The 5,708-nt window shown below is 60.2% G+C and carries 6 protein-coding genes and 1 pseudogene; all 7 read right to left on the reverse strand.

Annotated features, from left to right (window positions below; all coding sequences use genetic code 11):
* A pseudogene (locus AACS24_RS08100) lies at positions 1 to 141 on the reverse strand (arginine:ornithine antiporter); the annotation flags it as partial.
* 9 nt (positions 142 to 150) lie between these two features.
* The gene (locus AACS24_RS08105) at positions 151 to 1,053 is read right to left on the reverse strand and encodes a homocysteine S-methyltransferase family protein (RefSeq protein WP_108573090.1); all 903 of its coding nucleotides are present in this window, start codon (positions 1,051 to 1,053) and stop codon (positions 151 to 153) included.
* A gap of 273 nt (positions 1,054 to 1,326) precedes the next feature.
* Entirely contained in the window at positions 1,327 to 1,869 is a 543-nt protein-coding gene (locus AACS24_RS08110; protein ID WP_181364347.1) for a hypothetical protein, read from the reverse strand.
* Positions 1,870 to 1,887: 18 nt separating this feature from the next.
* Positions 1,888 to 3,210 (reverse strand): hemolysin family protein, encoded by a 1,323-nt coding sequence (locus AACS24_RS08115; protein ID WP_033114384.1) that lies wholly within the window; start codon positions 3,208 to 3,210, stop codon positions 1,888 to 1,890.
* Between the two features lie 192 nt (positions 3,211 to 3,402).
* Positions 3,403 to 4,113, reverse strand: coding sequence for a phosphate signaling complex protein PhoU (gene phoU, locus AACS24_RS08120; RefSeq protein ID WP_033114383.1), 711 nt, complete (start codon positions 4,111 to 4,113; stop codon positions 3,403 to 3,405).
* An 84-nt stretch (positions 4,114 to 4,197) separates the two neighbouring features.
* Complete coding sequence (pstB, locus tag AACS24_RS08125) at positions 4,198 to 5,016, reverse strand: phosphate ABC transporter ATP-binding protein PstB (RefSeq protein ID WP_033114382.1); 819 nt, start codon at positions 5,014 to 5,016, stop codon at positions 4,198 to 4,200.
* Between the two features lie 110 nt (positions 5,017 to 5,126).
* Positions 5,127 to 5,708: PstA family ABC transporter permease (locus AACS24_RS08130; protein WP_258223138.1), on the reverse strand; the 582-nt coding region annotated here is incomplete at its 5' end.

A 5,708-nucleotide genomic window follows, 5' to 3' on the forward strand; every position in this document is an offset into this window, starting at 1 on the left:
CGTCACGCCCCAGCCGATCTGCACAGCGCGTGCCCCGGCCACCTCGGCCATGTTCTGGGGCAGGCTGAAGATCCCCGCCCCCACCATTGAGCTGAACACCAGCGCGGTGAGAGACCAGAGTCCAATCTTGTTCTCTTTCATGGGGACCCCTTAGCGCAACCGGCTGCTCAGCGCCTGAATATGCTCGGGGCCGATACCGCAGCAACCGCCGATCAGATTCGCCCCGGCCACCCGCCAGCGCTCGGCCCAGCCAAGGTAATCCAGCGGCCCCAGATCGGTGCGGATCTCGTCCAGCCCATCGTTGGCGGTGGCCTCTTTGGGTTGCGGCGGGAAGGCGTTGGCATAGGCACCGAGGCGAATGTCAGCGCGACCCAGCGCCTGCAACTCGGCGCTGGCCACCTTGAGCGCCCCTTCGATTACTTCGGGCTGACAGCAGTTGAACAGGATGGCATCAGCCCCGACCGCCACCAGCGCAGTCACCGCATCGGCCACTCGCTCGCCAGAGCGCAGGGTCGGCTCGCAGCCCGGCGTCTCATCTTCCAGGGTGAAAGAGACCCAGAACGGCTTGCCATCTTCAGGCAGCAGCGCATTCAGGGCCAGTGGCTCGGCGATGAGGCTCATGGTCTCGGCCAGCCAGATATCCACATGAGGGGATAGCGCCCGGATAAGCGGGGTCGCCAGCTCGCTCACCTTGTCCGCCTTGAACAGATCGGCACGGTAAGAGCCAAACAGCGGCGGCAGAGAACCCGCCACCTGCACGGCGCCCTTCTGCTCGTCAGCCACTTCGCGGGCCAGTTGACCAGCCAGCCCCGCCAGCCCCTCCCCTTCGGCAAAGAAACGCTCATCGCCAATATGAAATGGCACCAGCGCATAGCTGTTGGTGGTGATGACCCGGGCACCGCTCGCCACATAGGCCTGATGCACTTCGCGCACCGTCTCTGGCGCCTCCATCAAGGCCAGCGCCGACCACTCCGGCTGACGAAACGGAGCCCCCCGCCGTGCCAACTCGCGCCCCATGCCCCCATCCAGCACCCACAATTCCCTGGTTTCCATCTGTCGTGTCTCTTTGTTATTTGCGTATGTGTCTTGCTGATCTGCGGTTTCGCGCAGAATCGCAGCAGATCGTCCGGCTTCATCCGGGTGAAGCACCTGACACCTTAGCCATAAAAACATTCGGATGTCTAGATGGCCAAAACAAGATAAAACAAAGTGCCACTGACGGCAATCCGTATCAGCAGAAATCAGAATGCGTACGGCGAGACAAACGCAGAAATGCAAAAGGCCACCCGAAGGTGGCCTTTTGTGGCGATATGGTGAGCTGGCCGCTTAATGTCCAGCCAGTACCCGCTTGATCTGTTTTACCCAGTCGGAAACCCGACCATCCTGCGGCAAGCGACGCCAGATCTGCTCCCACTGGGCAGGGCTGAGCGGGCGGCCCAGGCGACGCTGCACACCGGCATAGAGGTAGTCGTGCGCCGTGGTGGTGGCATGGGCAGAGGTGAGGAACTTGTAGACCGGATCGGTCAGCCGCACATCTCGCATACCGAGCAGCGGGTAGTCATTCTTCACCGCCGCCAGCATGGTTTCACGCATGGCCGACTCGATGTAGCCACGGGCAAAGAGAGCGGTCACCGACTCCAGCGATCCCTGCTCCGGCCCGTGGTACTCCTCGTCAAACACCGGGCTGGGCTCAGCCACGGCGCTCTGCACCACCGCATCGGGATCCGGCTGCGGCACAACCACGGCAGGCTTTGGCGCCACCGGTTTGGCAATCACGGTTGCCTTGCGCGGTGCACTCTGGCTGCAAGCGCCGAGTGCCAGAGCGAGCGCCACACAGGCGATCGCACGGGAATGAGACTGCATTTTCATGACTCCTGAAAGCTCCTTTTACGCATCCTGAGCAAGCTTGTCGGTAACGACGGCGGGTTCAATCCGGGTAACCAGCAGCTGATCGATCTTGTAGCTATCGATATCCACCACTTCGAACTTGTAACCTGCATATTTGACCGAATCGGTCCGTTTGGGGATCTTGCGCAGCATGTACATGATGAAACCGGCGATGGTCTCGTAGTTCTGATCGTCCGGGAACTCTTCGATATCGAAGGCACGCATCACGTCGGAGATGGGGGTCACCCCGTCCACCAGCCAGGAGCTCTCGTCCCGCTGCACAATCTGCTCTTCCACCACGTGGGTGGCCCACTCGCCCATGACGGTACTCATCAGGTCGTTCATGGTGACGATACCCACCACCAGCGCGTACTCGTTCATCACCACGGCAAAGTCGCCTCTGTGGTTCTTGAAGTACTCCATCGCCTCATAGAGGTTGAGGGTATCGGGAATGATGATGACGTTCTGCACCAGATTGCCGCCGATGAGATCAATGCTCTGACCGCTGATGACGCGGATCAGCAGCTCTTTGGCATCGACAAAGCCCTTGATGCTGTCGAGGTTGTGGTCACAGACCAGAAACTTGTTGTGCGGGTGCTCGGCGATCTTGGCCTTGATGCTCTCTTCACTCTCTTGCAGGGTGAAGTAGATGAGGCTCTCGCGGGCCGTCATGGCGGAGGTGACGCCAAGGGACTGCAGCTCGAACACGTTCTCGATGAGCTGGTGCTCCTCGCGCTGGATAACCCCCGCTTCGGCACCGGCATCCATCACTGCATAGATATCGTCCGAGGTGATCTCGTCGTTGCGCACGGTGGAGACCCGCATCAGGCGGAACAGGGCGTTGGCCAGTCCGTTGAAGATCCACACCAGCGGCATCAGCACGGTGACAAAGAAGAGCATGGGACGCACCACCACCACGGCGATCTGCTCGGGCATGATCATGGCGAGGCGCTTGGGCATCAGGTCGGCGATCAGGATAAACATACCGGTGACGAACACGAAGGACGCTCCGGAGCTGATCTCGCCAAGCCAAGGGCCCTGATAGAACTCGGAGACAATCCCCTTGATGGCGGGGTTGAGGGCAGACTCACCCAAGATACCGCCCAGAATGGCGACGGTATTGAGGCCAATCTGTACCACGGTAAAGAAATTGCCCGGCTGGGCCTGCAGTGCCAGCACCTTTTCGGCCTGACGATTGCCTTCGTCAGCCATCACCTGCAATTTGATTTTGCGGGAGGCCGCGAGGGAGATCTCGGAGAGGGAGAAGAACACACTGCCGCCAACCAGCAGCATCAGAAAGAACAAACTATCGGCAAAACTCATGATTAACCTAATTGCTACGCCCGCCTTAGCACAAGACGGCAAACTGGGCCCGGGAGACCGGACCATGAGTCCATCCGGGACTCACACAGGGGGAGTATTCTATCAGAAAACAGCCAGTTGGGGGCTTTATCTTACTCCGACCAGTTATGCAACAAAAAAGGCGCCTGACGCGCCTTTTTATTCACTTTCTGTTTAGCCCTTGCCCAGCAAGGTGCCCAGATCGTCCGCCTTGGTGTGGCGCACATCCTTGCCCTTGACGTAGTAGACGATGTACTCGCAGATGTGCTGGCAGCGATCGCCGACCCGCTCGATGGCCCGCGCCGCCCACAGGACGTTGAGTACCTGCGGTATGGTGCGGGGATCTTCCATCATGTAGGTCATCAGCTCGCGGATGATGGACTCGTACTCCCGATCCACCTTGTCATCTTCCTTGTAGACCGCCAGCGCCGCGTCCAGATCCATCCGGGCAAAGGCATCGAGCACATCGTGCAGCATCTTGATGGTACGACGGCCCATGTTCTCCAACGACACCAGCGGCGGCTGCGGCTTGTTGGCGTTGTCGGTCAGCATGCGGGCGATCTTGTCGGCCACATCGCCGATGCGCTCCAGATCGGTGATGGTCTTGATGATGGCCATCACCAGTCGCAGGTCGGAGGCGGTCGGCTGGCGCTTGGCGATGATGCGGGTGCACTCCTCGTCGATCGCCACTTCCATAGCGTTGACCTTGTGGTCGTTGGCCACGATTTTGCGCGCCGCTTCCAGATCCTGATCGTGGATCGCCGCGATGGCGTCGGTGAGCTGCTGCTCCACCATGCCACCCATCACCAGCACCTGGTTGCGCACACTCTCGAGCTCGGCATTGAACTGACCGGAGATATGTTTATTGAGGTTCATATTGTCCATACAAATAATCCTTGATGCTCCGATTATGCCTTAGCCGTTGAATTGACTGCCAATCTCTTTGTGGTAGTTCATCCTCTCCTCTCCTTAACCATAGCGACCGGTGATGTAGTCTTCGGTCTTCTTCTTGGCCGGGGTGGTGAAGATGGTGTTGGTATCCGAGTACTCGATAAGCTCGCCCATGTACATGAAGGCGGTCTGATCCGATACCCGCGCCGCCTGCTGCATGTTGTGGGTCACGATCACCACGGTGAACTGGCTCTTGAGCTCGTTGATCAGCTCCTCGATGGTGAGGGTCGAAATCGGGTCGAGCGCCGAGGTCGGTTCATCGAGCAGCAGCACTTCCGGCTCGATGGCGATAGCGCGGGCAATCACCAGACGCTGCTGCTGACCACCGGAAAGACCGAAGGCGTTGTCGTGCAGACGATCCTTCACCTCATCCCACAGGGCCGCGCCGCGCAAAGAGCGCTCGGCGGCATCGTCCAGGGTGCGGCGATCGTTGATCCCCTGCAGACGCAGGCCATAGACCACGTTCTCGTAGATGGACTTGGGGAAGGGGTTGGGGCGCTGGAACACCATGCCCACCCGGCGGCGCAGGGCGGAGACATCGACGCTCTTGTCATAGATGTTTTGACCGTGCAGCTGGATCTCGCCGTCGATGCGGCAAATTTCCACCAGATCGTTCATCCGGTTGATGCAGCGCAGCAGGGTCGATTTACCGCAGCCGGAGGGGCCGATAAAGGCGGTTACCTGACCTTTGGGGATCTTCATGTTGACGTTGAACAGCGCCTGTTTGCTGCCGTAGTACAGGTTGAGATCCTTCACCTCCAGCGCGGTCTGCTCCGGGCTCAGGTTGAGCAGGTCGGTCGCGGTATGCTGGGTCGCTGCGGTCGTTACGTTGATCATCTGTTACCTCAAAATCTGTCGGTGGCGGCGGGCAATCTCATCGCCCGCGGCCGGAACGCTTGGCTGGCAGGAAACCATCTCCCCTGCCCGTCTCTGTGGTGGCTGGCCTATCAATGTTCCAGCGACCGGAATTTCTCGCGCAGGTGGTTGCGAATACCGATAGCCGTCAGGTTGAGGCCGACGATCACCGTCACCAGCAGGAAGGAGGTGGCGTAGACCAGAGGGCGCGCCGCCTCGACGTTGGGGCTCTGGAAGCCGACGTCATAGATGTGGAAGCCCAGGTGCATGAACTTGCGCTCCACATGCAGATACGGGAAGTTGCCATCCATCGGCAGGGTCGGCGCCAGTTTCACCACCCCCACCAGCATCAGCGGCGCCACTTCACCGGCCGCACGGGCAATCGCCAGAATGAGGCCGGTCATGATGGCCGGGCTCGCCATCGGCAACACGATGCGCCACAGGGTCTCGGCCTGGGTAGCTCCCAGCGCCAGCGAGCCCTGACGGATGGTGCTCGGGATCCGCGCCAGCCCCTCTTCGGTGGAGACGATCACCACCGGCAGGGTCAGGATGGCCAGGGTCAGCGCCGACCAGATAACGCCGGGTGAGCCAAAGGTCGGGCTCGGCAGCGCTTCCGGATAGAAGAGGCGGTCGATGCTGCCCCCCAGGGTATAGACGAAGAAGCCAAGACCGAA

It is taken from the genome of Aeromonas sp. HMWF016 (assembly GCF_963878195.1).
GTDB lineage: Bacteria > Pseudomonadota > Gammaproteobacteria > Enterobacterales > Aeromonadaceae > Aeromonas > Aeromonas lacus.

Bases quoted from the DNA above. Each gene is read 5' to 3' on its own strand.
- phoU (WP_033114383.1), bottom strand. From the start codon at position 4,113: ATGGACAATATGAACCTCAATAAACATATCTCCGGTCAGTTCAATGCC.
- AACS24_RS08110 (WP_181364347.1), bottom strand. From the start codon at position 1,869: ATGAAAATGCAGTCTCATTCCCGTGCGATCGCCTGTGTGGCGCTCGCT.
- AACS24_RS08105 (WP_108573090.1), bottom strand. From the start codon at position 1,053: ATGGAAACCAGGGAATTGTGGGTGCTGGATGGGGGCATGGGGCGCGAG.
- pstB (WP_033114382.1), bottom strand. From the start codon at position 5,016: ATGATCAACGTAACGACCGCAGCGACCCAGCATACCGCGACCGACCTG.
- AACS24_RS08115 (WP_033114384.1), bottom strand. From the start codon at position 3,210: ATGAGTTTTGCCGATAGTTTGTTCTTTCTGATGCTGCTGGTTGGCGGC.